Raw genomic sequence first — 19,709 nt, forward strand, 5'->3', positions numbered from 1 at the left:
CCTAATAAAATGACGAAGAAAACGACGAGACCATGAACAACCCAACCAAAGAATTTATTGTCAATAAAAGCAATTTATTGGAATCCAGATTCAAGCCCCTGTATGTGCCTGCTGAAGCAGAGTTGCAAGATGGCCAGGTGGTTTTGCAAGTGGAGCGTTTTGCCTTCACGTCAAATAACGTGACTTATGCAGCCTTTGGCACAGCCATGCATTACTGGAATTTTTTCCCTACCGATGAAGGCTGGGGCAATATCCCGGTCTGGGGCTTTGGTGATGTGCTGGCCTCGAAAGCCGAAGGCGTGGCAGTGGGTGAGCGCTTTTATGGCTACTACCCCATGGCTACTCATCTGACAGTGCTGGCAACACGGGTTTCACCTGGCGGTTTTGTCGATGGTGCAGAGCACAGGCAGGCCATGCATGGTCTGTACAATCACTATGTCAGAACTACCACCGATCCTGGCTACACCAAAGAATCTGAAGATGTACAGGTCTTGTTGCGACCTTTGTTCATCACCTCATTCATGATCGATGATTTTCTTGATGACAATCAGTTCTTTGGTGCGCAGACAGTATTGATCTCCAGTGCCTCCAGCAAGACCGCCTATGGCCTGGCATTCATGCTGTCGCTGCGCAAGAACAAGGCTTGCAAAGTCATAGGCCTGACTTCGCCGGGCAACCTCGAATTTGTGCGGAATATGGCTATCTATGATGATGTCATCAGCTATGAGCAAGTGACTGGGCTGACAACTGACCAGGGCGTTGTATATGTCGATATGGCTGGCAATGGGCAATTACGCAGCCAGTTGCATCATCATTTCAAAGACAATATGAAATATAGCTGCGCTGTTGGCGGCACGCACTGGGAAGAGTTAAGTGGTGCGTCAAACCTGCCTGGTGCAAAACCGACCTTGTTCTTCGCACCGGCGCAAATCAAGAAGCGCATGACAGACTGGGGGCCGAATGGTGTGCAATCCCGTTTAGCTCAGGCCTGGAAGGCTTTCATGCGACCTGTGATGGAAGCAGAGAAGCCCTGGATGCAGGTGATACATGGGCAGGGCGAAGCTGCAGTACGACAAGTCTATGATGATATGCTGAGTGGCGCTGCCAGGCCGGATCAGGGCAATGTCCTGACTTTGCTCAGCACTGAGATTTAGTTTTTCCAGAGGGTGGGCAAGTCGCCAGACTTCCTGCCCTTGATGATGGCTGCGTTGATCTTGTTGATGACATCTAACCTGGTATTGGCGCCAGTCGTGAAATGGATAGGATCGACCAGCAAGGGCTTGGCAAATACTTTGACACCATAGTTCATCTGCGTCTCGTTGCGCAGGTTCTTTTCGTCGAGGTAAAGATTCAGTTCCGCTTCCAGGTCTTTGGCATTTGGCATGCGTGAATTGACCAGCATGACATCCATGCGACCCGATAAAAGTTTCTTCAGACGTGAGCTGTTTTGTGGCTGGTCTTCTTCTACGCGGAACATGACATTACGTAATTTGTCGATATCATCGCCAAAACGTATACCCCTGACTATGCCGACTGATTTGCCCTGCAAATCACTGATACCAGCATATTTCATGTGCGTATCGTCTCTTGCCACGACCCAGACAAAATCTGAAAAAACAGCTTCTGAATAGCGCATTGTTTTCAGACGTTCAGTATTTTTCGATAAGCCAAATCCCAGTCCTTCACCCTTGCCTATGTTTTCTATGACGCGGGGCAGGGGATAACGGCGCACCTCAAATTTCACATCCATGGCGCGTTCAAAATAGGCGATGATTTTTTGGTTCTCTGGCCGGATGGGAGCAATTTCACCATTTTCATCGCGGGTTTCTGCGAGTAGCAAAGGCAGGACAGTTTCAGCATGCGCTTTTGATTGCAGGCAGCACAGACAGAGCAGCATCCCTATAAACCGGGAGGCCTTCAGCAAAACGGCGTGGTGCTTATCTGACATGCAATGTTTTCGTGCGGAAATGATGTGCGATGATACCTGTGCTGATATGCGCTTGCATAGCTGTCTTAGGTAAGGATTTGTTAAGCAATGCCTGACATAACCTAAATGTCGGGAAGCCTAACTAAAATAAGTATAAAGAATTTCAAAAGAGCTATTTAATTTGCTAAGATGGAAATAAACTTCTTTAAGAAGTCGCAGTTTTTGTAGAAAAGGAGACATCATGCCCCTCGTCACAATTACCGTCTGCAAACCCAAGTCCCTGCTGTTCAAAGAGACTGTCCTGAATGCCGTGCACGCGGCATTGATAGAAGCGGGTGTGCCAGAGAAAGACAAGTTCCAGCGCATACTGGAACTTGACACAGAAAACTTCCGCTTTGATACGCGCTACCCTGATCTGCACAAGGACAGAAACCAGGACTTCGTCCTCATAGAAATACTATGGTCAGTGGGACGCAGCGTACAGGTCAAGAAAAAATTGCTCGATACCCTGATGCGGCGTCTCAGCGAAAAGAGCATGAACCCCGAAAACATCATGGTCTGTTTCAGGGAGACCGCTTGGGAAAACTGGTCTTTCGCTGGTGGCCGAATACTGCACACCTGAACTGTTCACACTGCATTGATTTTGCGTGCGACTTTTTGCTGGCGCAGCATAGACATATCCGTCAGAATAATTGAAATTTAACAAGACGGAGCAAGTAATGGGAAAGACCAGACTGGAAGCCTTCAGCGATGGCGTGATCGCCATCCTGATTACCATCATGGTGCTGGAAATGAAAGTGCCGCATGGTGGCACGCTGGAAACCCTGCTGCCGGTATGGCCGGTATTTTTGAGTTATATCCTTAGCTTTGTGTATGTCGGCATCTACTGGAACAACCATCATCACATGCTGCATACCTGCCGCAAGGTGACTGGTGGGATTTTATGGGCCAACCTGCATTTACTGTTCTGGCTTTCACTAATTCCATTTGCGACAGGCTGGGTAGGCGAAAATCATTTCGCCCCCATCCCGGCAGCCTTGTATGGTGCGGTTTTGCTGATGGCGGCGATTGCTTATTTCATCCTGCAACAGCAGATCATTGCTACCCAGGGGCCAGATTCATTGCTGAAAAAAGCGGTAGGCGCAGACTGGAAGGGCAAGCTCTCGCCAGTGGTCTATGCTACTGGCATGATGTTGGCTTGCTGGTATCCCCTGGTGGCGATGGCAATGTATGTTGCGATGGCACTCATATGGTTGATACCTGACCGTCGCATAGAAAAAGTCCTCAAAAACCACGAAGAGTAAATTTCATGCGCATGATGATATTTGCTGCAACCCTGGCAGCAGGAGTAATCTTTTGCACTTCGACTATCGCAAGGCAGGCCGATTATGATCAGGATATCGTACTTGCTACCACAGGCGGCAGCATTAATGGCAGCCTGATCATGCCTGCCAATGGAGTGAAGCCGCCTGTGGTATTGATGATTGCTGGTTCTGGTCCCACCGACAGGGATGGCAATACGGTCGGCCTGAAAGGCAGGAATGACTCACTGAAAATGTTGGCAGCATCCATGGCACAGGCTGGGGTAGCGTCTGTACGCTTTGACAAGCGCGGCATCGCCGGCAGCGCAAGTGCCGCGGCATCTGAAGCCGATTTGCGCTTTGAAACCTATGTGCAGGACGCCGTTGCCTGGATAAGGCTGCTCAAGGCAGATGCACGGTTTTCTGGTGTTGCCATACTTGGTCATAGCGAAGGTTCTCTGATTGCCATGCTGGCTGCGCAGCAAGAAGCGGTCAGGGCATACATCTCTGTAGCAGGCCCGGCGAAAAATGCCGCTGATGTCTTGCGGTGGCAGTTGCAAGGTAAATTGCCACCTGCGCTGGCCACCCGTAATGAAGAAATTCTGAGCGCTTTGCAGGCAGGCAAAACCCATGCCGAAGTGCCGCCAGAATTAAATGTCCTGTACCGCGCCAGCGTGCAGCCATATCTGGTTTCCTGGTTCCGTTACACGCCGGAAAAGGAGATCGTCAAATTGACTTGCCCGGTGTTGCTGATACAGGGTGACAAGGATATACAGGTAAATACAGCACAATTGACGGCGCTTAAACTTGCGAAACCAGATGCTGAAAGCCTGCTGGTACACGGTATGAACCATGTACTGAAAATCACAGGCAATGATGCGGCACAGCAAATGGCTTCTTATACAGATACGGCCTTGCCCCTGGCATCCGAATTGACTAAAGGCCTGGCTTCCTTTTTGCTGAATAAACTCAGAAGCAATCTCAGAAGCAAATAAGTCTCTCGCGGTACAGATTGTAATTTGTGCCGGACTGCCTTAGGATGGAAATTGATCCGTATGAAAAAACGGGCATTTTTAAAACAATGGGGACAGTATGACTAATCAATCGCAAGGCCGGGGCGGGGATAGTGCGCCGCCCGATATCCAGACCGTCATAGACCATGAATCTGCTTTTCCACCTCTGCGCCGGGTCGGCATGTTCCGTCCCCTGGCCTGGCTAAAACTGGGCTGGCGCGATTTTCGTGCTTCGGGCGGCTCCAGTATTTTTTACGGGGTCTGTTTTGCAGCCATGGGACTGGTCCTGCGATTGATACTAAATAATGCACCCGAATATCTGTCTGCCCTGACCTGCGGTTTTTTACTGGTCGGCCCATTACTCGCGTTGGGGCTCTACGATATCAGCCGCCGTCTTGAGAATGTGCGCTCCGGTTTGCTCGGCAGTGTATTTTCCATGCGCGGACGCTGGAGCAATATCGGTGTTTTGGCTCTGGTGCTGGCGATTATCATGATGGTGTGGGCGCGCGCTTCGCTGGTCATTTTTGCCCTGTTTTACAACAAGGGCATGCCAACCATGCAGGGCTTCCTGGCGCAATTGTTCTCACTAAATAACCTGGAATTTTTGGCGGTGTATATCTGCATAGGTTTCGTCTTTGCCAGCCTGGTATTTGCCATCAGCTGGGTGTCGATACCATTGATGCTGGACAGGGACACCGATGCCATTACCGCGATGATCATCAGCTGTGTTGCCTTGTTCATCAACGCGCCCGCGACCATGGTCTGGGCCTCACTGATCATTGGCAGCGTGGTGTTGAGTTTCTTAAGCTGGAACCTGGGTTTTCTGATACTCATGCCCATCATAGGCCATGCAAGCTGGCATGCATATAAGGATGTCGTCGGTAATGCTGCTGATCGCCATTAGGTCGTAAATTCAAGTGTGCTGATTAAAGGTGGTCAGGCATTAATGTCGATCTTGCCAGATGTCGCTATATGTTCTTCTGGCTCACCCAATTCTTCTGTCTGGTGATACGCAGAATCGATCTCTGCCTCTTGACGTTGGTTTTTCGCATGCTCATGTAAATCCAGTGTGACGGGTTCTACAACAATGACAGCCTCGGGCGCTGTCACTGTGTCGGCGTCTGCCGGGCGAGATTTTTCTAAGGGGTTGGTCTGGATACCGTCTCTGACGCGCAAGCTCGCGATGGCAGCCGCAATCAGAGGGTTGATACTGGCCTGGATACCAGTAGCGCTGGCGCTGGTGTTGACTGCCGCACTGTTGTTGACGGGCGTAGTTTGCTGGACGCTGGCATTGACGGGTACTGGAGTGGTAACTGCGGTTGATGCCTGGCTGGCTGCGGCGGGCAGCTTATTGGCTGCAATATTAGTTGCTGCTGCGGTGGCCTGATTGATGGTATCCAGAGTCTTGCTGACTTCTTCAAATGTGGACAGCGTATTGAGCGTAGTCTCCGCAATGTCTGAAGCACTACTGGACGCAGCGCTTTCATTTAATTTGCTTGTATTTGCCGCGACCTGATTTTCCAGCTGACTTTCGGTTGGCAGTGTAGATGGTGTCGTGATGTTTGCTGGCAACTTGCTTTGAGTGGCTATAGCAGCCTGTAATACCTTGGGTGTATCCACGGTTTCCGCAGGCGGGGTTTGTGTCCTTATTTGTGTCCCCTGTGTTTGTGAAGGCAGGCTGGTGGTGATGTCCGCCACCTCTGTTGCAGCTGAAAGTGCCTTGCTGTTTACGTTGATATCAGTTGTTCCTGTGTCCACTATGGCATTCGAGCCTATGTCAGTCGCTGCACCAGAAGATGCCGCCGTTCTTGCAACCGTAGATGTATCTATTGCAGAATTGATTGCGGCATTACTTTGCGAGATATTTGCTGCATTGTTTGTAGCTGCTGCTGTTCTTATTTCTGGCGATACGGGTATTTCAGGACTTGCCTGCGCAGCATTGTTCGCTATATTGTCTGTGCCGTTGGTGTTCGCAAATGTGGCCTGAGAATTTCTGGTGATATCGATTGCTACCTGCAGTGCTTCATCTCCCAATGCTCGCTGCAGTTCTGCATTGGCATTGGTCGTTGCAGCGCCTGCATCTTCATTCAAATTAGCCGGTGGGGAAGCGCTGTTACTGATTTTGTTATTTATACTTGTGCTTTCAGTTGAGCTTGTAAGATCAGGATTTTCAGTGTCATTGATACTTGTATTCGTCAGGATATTGCCAGAAGCAAGCTCCTGATTTTGTGCAATGACGGTGCTTTCTGCTTTACCCAGTATCTGTAAAGCCTGCGCCAGTAAAGCAGTTGTGCCCACAGGGTCTTCAGCCAGGGCATTTTGAAAAACACTCACATCCAGTGTCAAAAAACTGTCGTTGTTGGGCTGGGCGACATTTTGCAAATTGATCCCAATTTTCCCCAATTGCTCGAACAGGCTGCTCCCGTCTGCACTTTGTGTGCCAGCATTCATGACCAGCAAGAGGCTGTCACTACTGGTGGGTATCAAGGGATTTTCCGCCAGGTTGGAATTGCTGGCTTGCAGTTGATTGAATGCGTCCACAAATGATGTGGCGATGGTGGTGAGCTGGGCGATGTCTGCTTTCGTTTGCGTTGTTTGGGCTTGATCTGCACTAACTGCAAGGGGGACAGTCGTTGTAATATTGGCAGTTCTCTTGTTTTGCAGGCGGACAATGTAGGCCAGCAATTCACCCGGAGCAGAAACATCGACCGTCATGCTATTGCTGCGTATTGCAGGCATTGCATCAAGCAAGCCTGTGTTGTCAGCTATTGCTGTTGAGAGGGCGCGAATTGTAGCGGAGTCAGTAGCTGCATTGATTGCTGAGGGAGAACGTGCTGCTGCCGTCGCCACCGTGCTGATGTGTGAGATAATCATGCACTACCTGCCTTCCTGGAAAATGCTGCTCTATGTATTAGATCGTATCTCATCCTGTTGATGAAATGCACTCTGATAAATTATCAGCTTATTTGCGAATACTCAGTGCGCTGCATCACTTAGTGAAAGCTATCTATGGGCATTCAAACAAAAAACCTCATAGTATTTAGCTATGAGGTTTTTGCTCTAACAAGAAAAGCCAAGTATTTGCTATTTGCTTAATGGTGGAATGACTTGTGGCACCATGGCCTTGATTGGCTGTTCTTTCAATTTTTTCTCCAGTAATTGTATTGCTGCTTCGAGTTGCTGGTCTTTGCCATTGAAGGTTGCGTGTGGCAGGTTATCGACTTCGACATCGGGTGCTACACCTATACCTTCTACCAGCCAGCGGCCATCCATGCCAAATTGTGCGTTTTCTGCTGCCCTGATCATGCCATTGTCTGACAGTGAATTATTATCCGACAGCCAGACGCCTGCACCTGCGGTGCGTTTGCCTACCAGTGGCCCCAGCTTCAGGGCCTTGATACCGGCGGCAAATGTTTCGCCATCAGAGTAAGTCAGTTCATCCACCAGTACCACCAGATGACCACGGAAGGTCTGCTGCATATTGGTGTAGGGTGCAGAGGTTGGTGATGCCCAGAAAGCCCAGGCCTTGCGCAAGAGTTTTTCTATGACCCAACTGTCGATATTGCCGCCACGGTTGCGGCGCACGTCGATGATGAGGCCGTCACGTTCTATATTGCTGTAAAAATCACGGGCAAAGCTGTTGATATCCTGGGCACCCATGGCACGAAGATGCAGATAACCAATGCGGCCTTGCGTAGCCTTGTTGACTTGCTCGCTGCGGCTTTGTTCCCAGTCGCTGTAACGTAGATTCGCATGCTTCATCATATTGACAGGTGTGACGATGACAGCTCGTGCTGCCTGGTCACCACGCTTGACATGCATTAATACCTGCTTGTCTGCCTGGTTGATCAGCAGGTCTGAGATATCGCGCGCTTCCATCACAGCCTGGCCATTGATAGCGGTGATGATATCGCCTTCCTTGATGTCCAGATCCGGTTGTGACAGAGGGGTACGCTCGGATGGCAATTCTGCTTCAGTATGATAGATATGGTCGATGCGGTATCCACCATTGCTGCGGCTCAAGACCGCACCGAGTGAGGCAGCTTGCCCTTCCGGCGCTGCACGTCGTATATCGCCAGGGCGGCTTTGTGAGTGCAGGGTGCTGACTTCGCTGGCCATCATGCCCAATACATCATTCAACTCTGCCCTGTCGGTGATGCGGTCTACCAATGGTGCATACTTGGTGCGTACCTTGTTCCAGTCCACGCCACGCATTTTGTCGTCAAACAAAAAGTCCCTGTGCATGCGCCAGGCATCGGCATACATTTGTTGCCATTCAAGTTTGGGGCTCAGGAAGAAAGTCCAGTCATTCATATTGACTTTGGATTTGCTGACGTCGCCCGGTTGTTTTGCACCGGCTTCCACGACATAGAATTCGTTGGGGCCAGTATTGATTTGCTGACGGTAGAACACGTGTTTCTTGTCGGCAGACAAGTCAAACTGACGGATATTGCCCGCAAAAATTTCTGGCTGGGGAGAGGTCTTGCTGATCGCCAGAGTTTTCAAGGTAGCTTTGCCATCGCTGCCTTCGAGTTCGGTGAAATACAGGCGTTTTTCATCAATAGCCAGGTCACGGTAATTGCCATACGCCAGTGGTACCTGATACAAGCGTTCTGCCAGACCGGCATACTGGATGGCGGGCAGCGCAGGCTTGGCAGGTTTTTTGGCTTCTTCAGCCTTATCTGTTGATTTATCGGCTGGCTTGTCTTTTGACTTGTCGGCGCTCTTGTCGTCAGTTTTCTCTTTGTCTGCTGGCTTGTCAGTTGCCTTGTCGCTGGATTTACTCAACTCATCGTCGGCCTTGAAGGGGAAGCGGTTCCCCGCCTGCAAAGCAAGCGCGTACAGGCCAGTACGCTTCTCGAAATGCGGTCCCATATTGCGGTCACCCCAGGGGGCACGGTTGCTGACCTGGAAATTGCGTTCCGAGTAAAAATACAGCCAGCGTCCATCGGGGAGAACACTGGTGCGTGCGAGTTATAACGGTCGCTGGTGACAAAGAGAATCTGTTTGCTTTCCAGCGAGTACAGGCCTATCTGCGGTCTTTGCAGCTTATTGTCTGCCCTGACGATGGCGATGGTCTTGCTGTCTGGTGACCAGATGACTTCTTCCTGCCTCTCAGCACCTATCTTGCCTGCATCATCAATCACCTGGTTGGTTTTGCTTGCCAGGTCCAGCAGCCACAGCCTTCCACGTTTGTCAGTGTGCGCCAGCCATTTGCCATCAGGGGAGGGGATGATACGGTAGCGGTGGACGTCGCCGTTGCTCGTCAGGACTTCTGGTTTGCCCAGGCCATTGGCCGGGAATTTCCAGATTTCATTTTCACCGGTAGTATCGACGATGGCATAGACGGATTTGTCGTCATGCGAAAACACGGCTTCACGTGCGCGAGCATTTTCTGGCACCGGTAAGTCTATGCGCCTTTGCGGGCCAGAGCCAGCTATGCTCAGGCGTCCGCGTGCGGTGAACAGCAGGCGTTCTTCCTTGCCAGCGATTTCTATATTCGATACATACTCCATAGGGTTTTTGATCTGGCGCTTGCGCTGCTGATCAAAGTCGGACACCAGGTCTATAGTCAGAGTCTGGTCTTTGGCACTGCCGATGTCGAGTACATGCAAGTCTGCACCCAGTTGATAGGCTATCTTGCCATCGGCTATGCTGGGGTTGCGCACTTCCCATTCCTTGTGCTGGGTCAGGACACGGGCATCTGTGCCATCAGGATTGGCGCTCCAGATATTGAAGGCGCCATTGCGGTCGCTGATAAAGTACAGCTTGCCCTTCCATAGCATGGGGCGGCGGTTGTTGCTTTTGTCGTCGGCAAATAATTGCGTGGCTTCAGTCTTGGCTTGCACGTCATAACGCCAGACTTGTGCAGTGGCGCCACCGCGATATTGCTTGGCGTTGTCATTCGTCATATGCAGGCCAAAGCGGGTGAAGTACAGATATTTACCGCTATCGTCGAGCACAGCTTCATTCGCATCTGCCACCGGGAAAACCCTGCGCATCAGGGTTTGTGGATTGATGGCGGCGATGATGCGGTGCGAAGCCGGGCCTGTACTGTTGAGTGTTGTTACCAGTACTTCACCATTGGCAGTCCAGCCCAATACGGATACCTGGTCATTTTCAAAACTGATGCGCTTTGGCACACCACCTGCCATGGGCATGACATAAGCTTCGGTCGCACCTTCATAAGCGGCTGAAAACGCCAGCCACTTGCCATCTTGTGAAATGGCGGGCAAGACTTCTGCCGCAGGATGGCTGGTCAGCCTTTGCGCCTGGCCACCACTGCTTGCCACTTTCCAAAGATCGCCTTCTGCAGTAAACACCACAGCATCACCACGTATGCTGGGGAAACGATAATAGGCTGGTGCTGCAAATACAGTTGTTGCCAGACTGGTCAGGCTAAGGGCGAGGGCGAGTTTGCTTAGTCTCATTGTTATTCTCGAAAATGGATTTGGATGGTTTTTTAAAATACTTGTACAAATTAAAAGACAAATGACAAAGTCGTGCTGCAAACAAAAACAGCCTCAAATACTTACAAAGGCTGGATAAAAGCTATAACAAAAGCTATATCAATAACGGGATTTGCAACATTCTGTAAGCAGTTTTTCTCTGTTCCCAAGGAAGCCCTTGGGTAATGTGTTTTACGGTTACATTTACCTGCTGGAAATTTCTTGAATTGTTAAAAACGATGAAGTAACCTGAATATTAAATTTCCACTTGGAAATAATTTATTGACGAGCAGACCAAGGGTGCCTCATGAGACAAGTCAGCTTGTGCAAAGTTCTTTTAATTCTGGGTATTTCGGCAGAAATTTCGACAACGTCGGCACAGAATGTCACATTTTCCATTGATACCCAGGCAGAGCGCAAGACCATCAGCCCTTTGATCTATGGTTATAACGCTTATGCCGATGGAACAGGCCGTGCTGGTTGGGCCAATCAGGGCGGGCAAGCCAGTCTGCAAAGCTTGAACCTGCGTTCGCGCCGCCTGGGTGGTAATAATATGACCAGCTACAACTGGGAAAATGGCGTCAGCAATTCCGGTAATGACTGGTGCCATTCATCCAATGCGGGTGTCAGTGCGACAGCCGGAGCGGGCAATCCCAATTCAAATAATGGCCTGGCGTATTACACGCCTGGTGCAGCATTACAAAATTTCCAGGATCAGTCACTGGTGCTGGGCACGTATTCCTTGCTGCAATTGCCTGCCGCTGGCAAGCTGCCCAAAGACATCATCAACCTCAATCCTCCAAGCACTTGCATGGGTTCCCAGCTTTGGCAAAGTACTGCCGGGCCATCAAATGTAGATACCGCGCGCTGGGTCAATATTGTCAATGACAAACCGGCTGCTGCTGGTGGCCTGACTCTGACACCAGGCCTGAATGATGGCGTGGTTTATATAGATGAAGAAATCAATTTTCTTGTTCAGAAATATGGCAATGGTGCATCCGCAAATGGTGTTAAAGGCTATGAGCTCGATAATGAGCCTGATCTCTGGCATCACTGGACGACCAACAGTGGTGAAAGCGGTACGCATGCGAATCTGTATCCAACGCTGACCACGGTTACTGATGTCTTACAGAGAAATATCAGCCTCGCAAAGACTGTCAAACGCATGGACGCCAGCGCAGAGACCTTTGGGCCGGCAATCAGCGGTTACCTTGGTCTGTTCAGCCTGTGGGCAGTGTGGGACGGTTCAGCCTCGCATCAGCCATCTGACTGGGCGCAATACAATGTAGAGCCTTATTACAGCAATAATACTGGCGACCGTTATCGATACAACGGCATGGCCATGGCGAACGCCTATCTGGCAAAAATGAACCAGGCTTCGCAAAGCGCCGGTCGTCGTTTGCTTGACGTGTTTTCTTTTCACTATTATCCACAAGCTTCTTACAATGCCACTGACAGGGTGCAGGCTGCGCGCAGTTTGTGGGATGCGACTTATGTAGAACCTAGCTGGATTACCCAGAACGGTAACGGTTTTACTGATGGACGCTCTCTGCAAATGCTGCCCAAGCTGCAGCAAGCCATCAATGATTTTTATCCAGGTACCAAACTGGCCGTGACTGAATATGATTTTGGTGGCAAGAGCGATATCACAGGCGCGATTGCCCAGGCAGATGCACTGGGTACCTTTGGCAAACAAGGCGTGTATCTGGCGACTTATTTTGGCGATGCAGAACAATACATTGCTGCGGGCTTCAAGATTTACCGAAATTATGATGGGAATAAGTCGGTGTTCCCGGCAACTTCTGTGAAGGCGGTTTCCAGCAATAATAGCAATGCCGCCGTGTATGCAGCGGTCGATCTCAATGACCCTAATGTCATCCACGTTATTGCCATCAACCGCCAGAGCACTAATGTTACGAGCAGCTTTCAACTCAGCCATCCTGTGAATTTGAAATATGCCCAGGTCTGGGGTGTCAGTGGCAGCAGCACCAATATCACTGCAAGGAGCGGGCTCAGCAATATCTCCAAGAACAAGTTCAGTTACACTTTGCCTGCTTTGTCTGTGCTGCACTTTGTGTTGAAGCCATAAGTAACTAAGCTTTAGTAAAAAGCCACCAGCATGCTGGTGGCTTTTCATTTGATGCTTACTATAACTCGTACTAACTGGCTCAGACTCCAGCTACTTTCAAGATCAGCTTGCCATTGTTTTCACCTGTGAACAGTTTCTGGAAAGTCTCAGGGAAATTTTCCAGGCCCTCAACGATGTCTTCACGGCTTTTCAGTTTGCCAGACATGATCCAGCCACCCATGACCATCGCCGCTTCCATGGCACGTGGGTAAAAGTCGGATACCATCACACCTTTCATCGTGGCACGTTTGACCATCAGGTTCAGGTAGTTTGATGGGCCCTTGATAGGGGTCGTATTATTGTATTGGGAGATCGCACCGCAAATCACCACGCGGGCACCAAAAGCCAGTTGCGCCAGGGCCGCATCAAGGATATCACCGCCGACATTATCGAAATACACGTCTATGCCTTTGGGGCAATGCTGCTTCAGTGCGGCACCAACATCTTCACTCTTGTAATCTATCGCGGCATCAAAGCCCAGTTCTTCTGTCAGGTAGCGGACTTTGTCTGCGCCACCGGCGATACCAACCACGCGTGCGCCCTTGATCTTGGCAATCTGGCCGACGATGGTTCCGACTGCGCCTGCCGCACCAGAGATGACAACAGTATCACCTTCCTTGGGTTGGCCGACTTCAAGCAAGCCAAAGTAGGCAGTCATGCCTGGCATGCCCAGGGTACTCAGGTATAGTGGCAGAGGGGCCAGTTTTGGATCTACCTTGCTGATGCCATTACCATCAGAATAGGCATATTCCTGCATGCCCAGTATGCCGCTGACATGCTCACCGACAGCAAATTTTGGATTATTCGATTCAACTACCTGCCCAACAGCCAGCGCACGCATGACTTCGCCTATCGCCACTGGTGGCATATAAGAATTCTTGCTCTCATTCATCCAGCCGCGCATGGCTGGGTCGAGTGAGATATACAGGTTCTTGATCAGCACTTCGCCTGCCTGCAAATCACGCAACTGCTCTTTGACGTGATTGAAATCGCTGGCTTTGACACTGCCTTGTGGGCGGGCTGCAAGTTTGAATTGAGAGTTGATGGCGTTCATGTGTTTTCCTTGTCGGCTAGTGAGGACTTACTGGGAATTTATTGTGGCAGCACGCTGCTGACCATGGAAAGCAGTATAAGCTGCTTATTGTTGCTTGATAAGTCAGGTATATTGCATAATATTGTTGCCTTAATCAGGACAATAAAGAGGGCGTATCATGCTGAATCCACAACATCTTGCTGTATTTGCCACCATCATCCGCGCTGGCAGCATCAGCAAGGCAGCCATACAACTGGGCTGTGGCAAGTCCTTGCTATCGCGGCAACTGGCCAAACTGGAGCAAGACCTGGGCGCACGCCTGATACAGCGCTCCACCCGCAAGCTGACCCTGACCGAGATAGGTGAGCAAGTCCTGCTCGAGGCACAGCGCATCGATACCGCTTTAGCCAACATAGAACAAATGGCGGGGCAACACCAGCAAGAAGTCAAAGGGCGCTTGCGTGTGACCTGTCCCGTTCCAGCAGTCACCCGGCTGGTGCCGGTCATGATGGAGTTTTGCAAACGTTATCCGCAAATTGATTTTGCCCTGCAAGTCGAGGACAGGCTGGTCGATCTGATTGCCGAACAGATTGATGTTGCCATCCGTGTTTCTCACCTGGAAGACTCCAGCCTGATAGCGCGCAAGCTTGTCGATAGTCAGCGCATACTTTGCGCATCACCTGCCTATCTGGCGCATGCTGGACATCCTGTTGTGGCAGAGGACCTGGCACAGCATGCCTGCCTGCTGTACATCAGCGCAGGGCGCGCCCATGACGAATGGACTTTGCTACAAGAGGGCGAAGTCAAAAAAGTGAGGGTGGGCAGCCACTTCCAATCCAATAATGGTCTTGCTCTGGTGGCTGCTGCCTGCTCAGGCGCTGGCATCGTGCTGATCGATAAACTCATCGTCAGCAAGCACTTACAAAGTGGTGAGTTGGTGGCGGTGCTGGACAATTATCAATTGCCCAGCGGTTCACCAGTGTATGCAGTGTATCCAGCGCGTGACTGGCTGGCACTGAAGACGGCCACTTTCGTGGCCTTTTTGCAGGAAAGATTATTTACCAGCGTCTGATACTGCCAGTGGCTGGCCCTTGCCTATATTCTGATCAAGGAATTTCTCCACACGCCCCCAGAAGTCAACATTGTTTTTGAGCAGGAAGAATCCATGGCCTTCTTCTGCGTATTCTACCCATTCGACATTGGGATTTTTTTCTTTAACGGCCTTGTAGAATTTGGTGCCGTGCTCCAAAGGAATTCTGTTGTCGTGTTTGCCATAAGCCATCAACAAAGGACGAGTTAACTTACCAGCATTTTCTAAGGGGGAAGTGGCTTTCAGTTGAGCGGCGTCCTTGACCTGATCACCTATTAGTGTTGGCATGCCAAACCATTTCCACTGGTCAGATACTTCCGTATGGTGAATATCATAAAGCAAATTGATATCTGTAATGCCGGCCCATTCTATGCCACAACGGAATACATCCGGATCTTTGATCAAGCCCATCAGAGTGGCGTAGCCGCCATAATTGGTACCGGCAAGACAAATACGTTTTGGGTCTGCATAACCTTTGGCTGCTGCCCATTTGGCTGCATCGGCAATATCGTCCTGCATGGAAAGTCCCCATTGCTTGAGACCTGCTTGAAAATGCTTCAATCCGTAACCCAGGCTGCCACGAAAATCAGGTTCTATGAGCGCGTAACCACGTGAGGCCAAAAACTGAACTTGAGCATTAAATCCCCAATGGTTGCCTCGATCATACGGGCCGCCGTGTACCAGGACAACTGCAGGCAGATTTTTGCCTGTACTGTTTTTAGGTAAAGTCAGGTTAACCGGTATCTGCATACCGTCGCGCGCGGTATAGGTCAGCATCTCTTTTTCAGCCATTTGTTCCGGCTTAATTTCAGGCTTGCTGACGCCCAGGCGTGTTAATTTTCCAGTATTGAAATCAAACAATTGCCATGCACCGGGTGCTACATCTGAATAAGAATAGACCAGAGCGATATTGGTTTTTAAATCAGAGGGAAAATGCAATGCATTAAAGGTATCTGGTAAAAGAGCATCTATTTGCTTTTGTTTTGCAGCGAAAGACTCATCAAACCAGATGGTCGCTGGCCTGCTCATTTCATAACGCATGCCCAGGACTTTTTTCTCTGGCTGGTTATAAATCAATTGTCCATCAAAGTCATAGCCTTTCAGTGAAATCACTGGCTCAGGATCTAGCTGATTTTTCTCCAGATCAAAGCGATACAAAGAGCTGAGGTCTTTTCCATTATTGGCCCGTACATATAAATCGCCTTCAGGGCTGAAAAATACAGGAGTAATCCTGTCATAAGACGCCCATTCAGAAGTCGCCAGGATACGCCAGGCATCTTTTTTGGGGTCTTTATAATAAATGATAGATTTTTCTTCGGCAGTCGTGACAGCGATACGTGGAACACCATTCTTGTCTATCAACCACCGGCCAACTTTGCCTGGACGAGGAGTGACTTCTATGTTGCCCGTCATTGTATTTAGCCGGTACAGATCACGTGCTCCCGCTCCTGCGGATTGTGTGACGAAAATGTCTGGTGACGTGGAACTATGTGCAATGTCGAGAAAGTACGTGTCCCACGGTAATTCATTACCTACCACTTTGGTGCGGGCTCCAGTGTACTGATGCGTTACCAGACGCAAGCGCTTGCTACGGTCTTTGTTAACTGCGTACAGGCCTGGGCCGAAAAATCGTTGGACGTCCTTGTATTGCAAGTCTGTCAGATCATATACCAGCCGCTCATTATTGATCCAGTGGAAGGAGCGCACATCCTTGTCTTCATAATTGGCAATAATCTCAGGGCGCAATTGACCAACTTCCAGCACTGCCAAAACCATGCGGTCATTAGCACCCTTCATGATCATGGCAATATTTTTGCCATCAGGAGAAAGACGCGCATCACGGAACTGGGATTCCTGGAAAAAACTGGCGATCGGAATAGGTTTGGCCGCGGCATGCGAAACCGGAGCTTGAAGCAAGAACAGGCTGCCGAAAACACCAAAGGCGATTTTGAGGGCGAGAGGCTTGTAAAAGTGAGGCATGCGCGCTTTCATTGCTGGAATGGAATTGCGCATTATATACAAGATAAATTCAGATTAAATACAGATTGATAAATGTTAAACATGCTTTAGAGGCAATGCTCTTGGCGTAAAAAATGGCCTGTATTGCTTTCACAATACAGGCCATTTTCTTTATATTGAAGCTCAGGCCGAGTTTTTGACTTGCTGTATTACGACACGTAACATGCTGATCAATTGATCAATCTCTTCCTTCGTCACATTCAATGCCGGCATAAAGCGCAGCAGGTCTGGGCGAGGGGAATTGATCAGCAAACCTACTGGCTCCATATCACGGGCAGCTTCGACCAGTTTGCCGCCGATATTGTCACCCAGCTTCAGGGCACGCAGCAAACCAAAGCCACGTTCGCCTTGCATGCCAAATTCTTCAGACAATTCTTCCAGTTGCTGACTCAGGTATTCTGCTTTTTCCTGAACCGATGCCAGGAAGCCAGGTTTGTTTAATTCCTTGAATACCGCAATACCGACAGCTGCCATCAAAGGTGCACCGTTGTAGGTACCGCCCTGGTCGCCAGGAACGAAGCAGGCCACTTCTTCACGGCACAGCAAGGCACCCAGTGGCACACCGCCGCCTATGCCTTTCGCCAGGGTCATGATGTCTGGTTCTATGTTCGATAATTGATAGCCAAACAATTCACCGGTACGACCCATGCCAGTCTGTACTTCATCAACGATGAGCAACAGACCGTGCTTTTTGGTCAATTCACGCAGGGCTTGCATGAATTCAGGGCTGGCAGGAATGACGCCGCCTTCACCTTGTACCGGTTCCAGCATGACGCCAACGGTTTTGTCAGTGATCAGTTTTTCTACTGAAGCGATATCGTTCAAATCTGCTTTAGGGAAGCCACTGACTTGCGGGGCAAAGATCGTGTCCCAGCCTGGTTTGCCGGAGGCCGACATCATCGCCAGGGTACGGCCATGGAAACCATGATCAAAGGTAATGATTTCAAATGCGCCATTCTTGTTCAATTGACCCCACTTGCGCGCCAGCTTGACAGCACCTTCATTGGCTTCTGCACCGCTGTTGGTGAAAAATACGCGGTCAAAGCAAGAGTTCTTCGTCAGCAGATCAGCAAATTCCACCATAGGCGCGTTGTAGAAAGCCGGGGAGGGGTTCAGCAATTTCTTTGACTGGCTGACTAGTGCTTCATGGATCACGTCTGGGCAATGACCGAGGCAGTTGACCGCCCATCCTTGCAGATAATCGAGATATCGCTTGCCCTTGTGATCAGTCAGGTACATGCCCTTGCCTTCAACGAACACCAGTTCGGGGCGTGGGGTGATGTACATCAGGGAATTTACGTTGTACTGACTGAATTCCATTTCAAGACTCCTAAGGTCGTTACAGTGGGTGGGGATAGATAAAAACTCAAGGTAAAAAAAAGCCACAGGGCGGAACCTGTGGCTGGATATTCGTGGTGCAGCTTTTAACGCGCACGCTCACTCCTACATCGGCCCAGGCTCGCTTGGCGAGTTGCGACGTCGTGCAATATTTGGTGAGGACATGTCAGTAAATATTTTCATAAAACGGATAATAGGACTTTTTGCGCACTGCGTCAAAAAAATTTTGGTGGACTTACGCAAAGCTGCCCCAGCTGCGTTGCAACGCCTAGCCGTACTTAAAGTACTGTCTTCGTCGTTGCGCCTTGCTGGGACGACTTTGCGTAAGCCCTGTTTTCGATACGTGTGTTGACCTGCATTATTGCTTACGACATTAGTTTGCCAGGTCAGCCTCAGAAGTAAACGAATCTGCATAGAACTCGTCGGCAGGCAATTGGCACTGCGCCGTAAAGTCGCGCTTGGCTGAGTCAACCACGACAGGGGCACCACAGGCATACACTTGATAAGCAGACAAGTCTGCATGATCAGACATGACAGCCTGGTGCACAAAACCGCTACGGCCTGTCCATGCATCTTCAGGCAAGGCGTCAGAAACGACAGGGATGTAGTTAAAGCCAGGCAGCTGCTTTTCCCATTCCTTGCACAGCGCATGCATATACAGGTCTTCAGGGCGACGGCCACCCCAATACAGGTTGACCGGGCGCTTGGACTCAATATGAATCAGGTGCTCTACCAGAGCCTTGATAGGGGCGAAGCCTGTGCCTGAAGCCAGCAGGATAATTGGTTTTTCGCTATCTTCACGCAGGAAGAAAGTACCTTGCGGGCCTTCAAAGCGCAGGATGTCGCGCTCTTTGAGGGTAGTAAATACCTGGTCGGTGAACAGGCCACCCGGCATATGGCGTACGTGCAGGGTTATGTGCTCATCCAGATGCGGGGCATTCGCCATGCTATAGCTGCGGCGCTTGCCGTCCCTGAGCAGGAATTCTATGTATTGACCAGCGCGGTATTGCAGGCGCTCATTGGCAGGCAATTGCAGGGCGATGAGCATGACATCGTGCGAAAGTTTTTCCAGTCTGGCAATGCGGCTGGGCATTTTCTTGACCGGGTAATCGCCGTCCGCAACGATTTCGCGCGCTTCTATGGTCAGGTCTGATTGTGGCCTGGCACAGCAAAACAGGGACATGCCCTGGGTTTCTTCCAGCTCGGTCAGAGCGCGTTGCTGGTGCGGGCCATGTTGCACAGTTCCGCTGGCGATCTTGCCCTTGCAAGAGCCACATGCACCATTTTTACAGCCATATGGCAAGATGACGCCTGCGCGCAGCGCTGCCGACAATACAGTTTCATCTTCTTCACAGCTAAATTGACGGCCACTGGGGGTGACGCTTACTTGAAAAGTCATACTATCCTGAAC

Annotated in this window: 15 protein-coding genes; 7 read left to right on the forward strand and 8 right to left on the reverse strand. The window is 50.2% G+C overall.

Features of this window, described 5'->3' with window-relative positions; all coding sequences use genetic code 11:
* Window positions 1-32: 32 nt before the first annotated feature.
* A complete protein-coding gene (locus UNDKW_RS06600; protein ID WP_162058060.1) occupies window positions 33-1,154 on the forward strand; it encodes a DUF2855 family protein in 1,122 nt (373 codons plus the stop codon).
* Here UNDKW_RS06600 and UNDKW_RS06605 read toward each other — a convergent pair.
* Entirely contained in the window at window positions 1,151-1,948 is a 798-nt protein-coding gene (locus tag UNDKW_RS06605) for an ABC transporter substrate-binding protein (protein WP_162058061.1), read from the reverse strand. The two genes, UNDKW_RS06600 and UNDKW_RS06605, sit on opposite strands and share 4 nt — an antisense overlap.
* 220 nt (window positions 1,949-2,168) lie before the next feature.
* Between UNDKW_RS06605 and UNDKW_RS06610 the strand changes: the two genes are divergently transcribed.
* From UNDKW_RS06610 to UNDKW_RS06625, 4 genes are all read left to right on the forward strand, one after another.
* Window positions 2,169-2,549, forward strand: a complete 381-nt coding sequence (locus UNDKW_RS06610) for a tautomerase family protein (RefSeq protein WP_162058062.1) — start codon at window positions 2,169-2,171, stop codon at window positions 2,547-2,549.
* 97 nt (window positions 2,550-2,646) lie between these two features.
* Window positions 2,647-3,231 carry a TMEM175 family protein gene (locus UNDKW_RS06615; protein ID WP_162058063.1) on the forward strand — a complete coding sequence of 195 codons (585 nt, stop codon included), beginning with the start codon at window positions 2,647-2,649 and terminating at the stop codon, window positions 3,229-3,231.
* Window positions 3,232-3,236: 5 nt separating this feature from the next.
* Window positions 3,237-4,223, forward strand: coding sequence for a S9 family peptidase (locus UNDKW_RS06620; protein WP_232063274.1), 987 nt, complete (start codon window positions 3,237-3,239; stop codon window positions 4,221-4,223).
* 97 nt (window positions 4,224-4,320) lie between these two features.
* Complete coding sequence (locus UNDKW_RS06625; RefSeq protein ID WP_162058064.1) at window positions 4,321-5,145, forward strand: DUF2189 domain-containing protein; 825 nt, start codon at window positions 4,321-4,323, stop codon at window positions 5,143-5,145.
* A 32-nt stretch (window positions 5,146-5,177) separates the two neighbouring features.
* Here the strand turns inward: UNDKW_RS06625 and UNDKW_RS06630 are convergent, their stop codons facing one another.
* The 3 genes from UNDKW_RS06630 to UNDKW_RS30310 form a co-directional block, all read right to left on the reverse strand.
* Complete coding sequence (locus UNDKW_RS06630; RefSeq protein WP_162058065.1) at window positions 5,178-7,115, reverse strand: hypothetical protein; 1,938 nt, start codon at window positions 7,113-7,115, stop codon at window positions 5,178-5,180.
* Window positions 7,116-7,325: 210 nt separating this feature from the next.
* Entirely contained in the window at window positions 7,326-9,116 is a 1,791-nt protein-coding gene (locus UNDKW_RS30305; RefSeq protein ID WP_232063275.1) for a S41 family peptidase, read from the reverse strand.
* On the reverse strand, window positions 9,026-10,672 hold the full coding sequence (locus UNDKW_RS30310; RefSeq protein WP_232063276.1) for a hypothetical protein: 1,647 nt from the start codon (window positions 10,670-10,672) through the stop codon (window positions 9,026-9,028). Before UNDKW_RS30310 ends, UNDKW_RS30305 begins: the two co-directional genes overlap by 91 nt.
* Before the next feature lie 325 nt (window positions 10,673-10,997).
* On the opposite strand from UNDKW_RS30310, the gene UNDKW_RS06640 reads away from it, so the two are divergent.
* Entirely contained in the window at window positions 10,998-12,779 is a 1,782-nt protein-coding gene (locus UNDKW_RS06640) for a glycoside hydrolase family 44 protein (protein ID WP_162058066.1), read from the forward strand.
* Between the two features lie 79 nt (window positions 12,780-12,858).
* On the opposite strand, the gene UNDKW_RS06645 is transcribed toward UNDKW_RS06640, so the two are convergent.
* Window positions 12,859-13,872 carry an NADP-dependent oxidoreductase gene (locus UNDKW_RS06645; protein ID WP_162058067.1) on the reverse strand — a complete coding sequence of 338 codons (1,014 nt, stop codon included), beginning with the start codon at window positions 13,870-13,872 and terminating at the stop codon, window positions 12,859-12,861.
* Between the two features lie 157 nt (window positions 13,873-14,029).
* Here UNDKW_RS06645 and UNDKW_RS06650 point away from each other — a divergent pair, with 157 nt between their 5' ends.
* The gene (locus UNDKW_RS06650) at window positions 14,030-14,923 is read left to right on the forward strand and encodes a LysR family transcriptional regulator (RefSeq protein ID WP_162058068.1); all 894 of its coding nucleotides are present in this window, start codon (window positions 14,030-14,032) and stop codon (window positions 14,921-14,923) included.
* On the opposite strand, the gene UNDKW_RS06655 is transcribed toward UNDKW_RS06650, so the two are convergent.
* The 3 genes from UNDKW_RS06655 to UNDKW_RS06665 all read right to left on the reverse strand — a co-directional run bounded on the left by UNDKW_RS06655 (window position 14,906) and on the right by UNDKW_RS06665 (window position 19,697).
* Window positions 14,906-16,921 carry a S9 family peptidase gene (locus UNDKW_RS06655; RefSeq protein ID WP_162058069.1) on the reverse strand — a complete coding sequence of 672 codons (2,016 nt, stop codon included), beginning with the start codon at window positions 16,919-16,921 and terminating at the stop codon, window positions 14,906-14,908. The two genes, UNDKW_RS06650 and UNDKW_RS06655, sit on opposite strands and share 18 nt — an antisense overlap.
* Window positions 16,922-17,083: 162 nt before the next feature.
* Entirely contained in the window at window positions 17,084-18,280 is a 1,197-nt protein-coding gene (locus tag UNDKW_RS06660) for an acetylornithine transaminase (protein ID WP_162058070.1), read from the reverse strand.
* Window positions 18,281-18,671: 391 nt separating this feature from the next.
* Window positions 18,672-19,697 carry a CDP-6-deoxy-delta-3,4-glucoseen reductase gene (locus UNDKW_RS06665; protein ID WP_162058071.1) on the reverse strand — a complete coding sequence of 342 codons (1,026 nt, stop codon included), beginning with the start codon at window positions 19,695-19,697 and terminating at the stop codon, window positions 18,672-18,674.
* Window positions 19,698-19,709: the final 12 nt, after the last annotated feature.

Origin of the sequence: Undibacterium sp. KW1 (assembly GCF_009937955.1) — a bacterium.
Taxonomy (GTDB): Bacteria; Pseudomonadota; Gammaproteobacteria; order Burkholderiales; family Burkholderiaceae_D; genus Undibacterium.